Raw genomic sequence first — 2,212 nt, forward strand, 5'->3', positions numbered from 1 at the left:
TAAATAAAAACAAAATAAGGTTTTGTATAGGAATAATGTGAAAATAATGTAAAAATAATTATAAGAATAATATAAAAATAGTATAAAAATAATTAAAAAAATAAGAAAAGTTATCACAATAAGTGATAACATTATAATACAGTTGCAACCAAGAAGTACAAAATGGAGGTTACGGAAGGTACGGTAAGGTTATCGATACCACCATAACTAATAGCTTCACATACAGTTGCAAGTGCAGAAATGATCAAAATGTACCAGAAGTTAAGCTCTGGAAGGGTGTATCCCATTGCACTGTAGAATACCCAAACAAATACGGAAAGCACCGCAGTTACTGAAAGCATTGCAAGGGAACCTGCAAGTGTCTTTTCTCCGCCGAATATGTGGTATTTGATTCTACCCCATTTTCCACCGACAAGAGCTGCAAATCCATCACCGTATACTAAAGGAACAATAGCTAATGCTACAATCCAAAGCAAGTTAGGATCAATTAATATTGGGTAAATCAAGAGTAAGATTGACCAAATCAATGCATAGAAGAACAATCCTAATGCATGTCCGGATTCAGTGACACTGTTCTTAATTTTAATAGGTGAATATTCTGTAAGGAAGAAGAGCGCAACAGTTACCGGCAAAGTAATGAATAAAAGCATGATCCATGGATCTGAGAAGAATGGCATGGCAAAGATCATATTACCTACCATAATGTGTAAAAACTTACGAGATACTTCAGGTTTGCTTTTTAAAACCTTTTCCGCCAATATAAAGACTACAATAACATAAAGATAAACAATAATCAATGCAATCATATCTGAAAACAACATAATATCTACTCTTTAACTAGAATCATAAAACTTAAATTAATTAATTAAATAGAATGATAAAAAAATAATGCCATAGATGATTTATACATCATCTATAACATTGTGAGTTCTGTCATCATCATATTCTCCGTATTCACAACCTGCATTTTCTATTTTTATGTGGTCGATTAGGGTTCCATCTTTTTTCATCAATTTGATTTCACCATAACCACTTCCACCATTCCAAAGACGGGTGTGAAGTTTTTTACCGGTAGGAGCTTCATAATTGAAAAGCATCATTTCATCACGTTTACAGTATAGTTTCAATTCAAGTTTGCTGTTCCAATTACTGCAGTTGATATACCATTCGTTATCTACTTCTCCTTCCTTGAATCCGAAATCGACTCTTACATTATTCCAGAATCTTGCAAAGTTGTACTCATACATTTTTCCTTCATAATAGAATCCAATCAATAGCTTACGAGGAAGGGAAATACCGAATGCCTTAGGTTTTCCACCACCAGCTTCAAAAGCGGAATTATTAAGCTTTTTGCCTGTGATTAAACTTGTTAAATTACATGAGGATATCCATAACCAAGGGCTTGTAAAGTCTCCACCCCAGTTCTTATCTGCATATCCGAAGGATTTTTCAGGAATTACTTCATACTCAACACCATCCAATTCAACGGTTCCACTATATTGAGTCTTGATTCCTTCAGCGTGCCAAAACATTTCAAAAGCATTTATTTTTCTAAAGAAACTGTTAGCACCATAACCTACATTAAAAGTGATTTGCTTGTCAATATCCAAGTCCCATTTCATCTCTCCAGCATCACACATATATTCTGGATGATCACGTGCTTCATCTTCAGTGACTTTACAGTAACCTGTCATGTGAGTTTCAGTTAAACTGTATTCTCCAATCTTAATGTCCAATCTATCGTCAGGACATTCAAAGTCTTTCATGGAATAGAAGTTATGAATCTGTTTAGGGTCTTTTCCATATGCTCCGACTTTTAACATACAGTAAGATGGTCTTTTTCCTGCTTCAATGTTTTTAGGGTCTTGGCCTAAGGTAGGTTCATCTTCAGCCAAATCAGGGTTACAAACGAAGTATTCTATAAAGAATGGTCTTGGTTCCCCGGTTTCCTTATTGTAAGCAGTGAAAGAATGCCACCACCAGTCATAACCTTGCTTGGCAAGGGGACCTTTCAACATATAATGGTCTCTTTTCAAATCACTTTTATTCATCAAAAATCCTCCAAAAAGAAATAATATTCTATCATTTAATAATTTTAATAAAACCCATAAGTTAGATTATCTAATTGTTATCCCAATATTAATTAAAATAACAATTAACTGATATAATTTATAAATTAATTTATATTATCTTTATAATAAATAGTTTATTA

Annotated in this window: 2 protein-coding genes; both read right to left on the reverse strand. The window is 33.2% G+C overall.

The annotated features are described in order from the left end of the window. Positions 1 to 131: 131 nt before the first annotated feature. A complete protein-coding gene (locus ACKI67_RS01760; RefSeq protein WP_407461678.1) occupies positions 132 to 821 on the reverse strand; it encodes a diacylglycerol/polyprenol kinase family protein in 690 nt (229 codons plus the stop codon). Positions 822 to 902: 81 nt separating this feature from the next. Continuing rightward, positions 903 to 2,051: a tocopherol cyclase family protein gene (locus ACKI67_RS01765; protein WP_407461679.1), complete on the reverse strand. Its 1,149-nt coding sequence runs from the start codon at positions 2,049 to 2,051 to the stop codon at positions 903 to 905. Positions 2,052 to 2,212 lie beyond the last annotated feature (161 nt).

It is taken from the genome of Methanobrevibacter sp., assembly GCF_045577275.1.
In the GTDB taxonomy this organism is placed as follows: domain Archaea; phylum Methanobacteriota; class Methanobacteria; order Methanobacteriales; family Methanobacteriaceae; genus Methanobrevibacter.

What these genes read in the sequence shown, in the direction of transcription:
- ACKI67_RS01760 (WP_407461678.1), bottom strand. Translation starts at nt 821, where the DNA reads ATGTTGTTTTCAGATATGATTGCATTGATTATTGTTTATCTTTATGTT.
- ACKI67_RS01765 (WP_407461679.1), bottom strand. Translation starts at nt 2,051, where the DNA reads ATGAATAAAAGTGATTTGAAAAGAGACCATTATATGTTGAAAGGTCCC.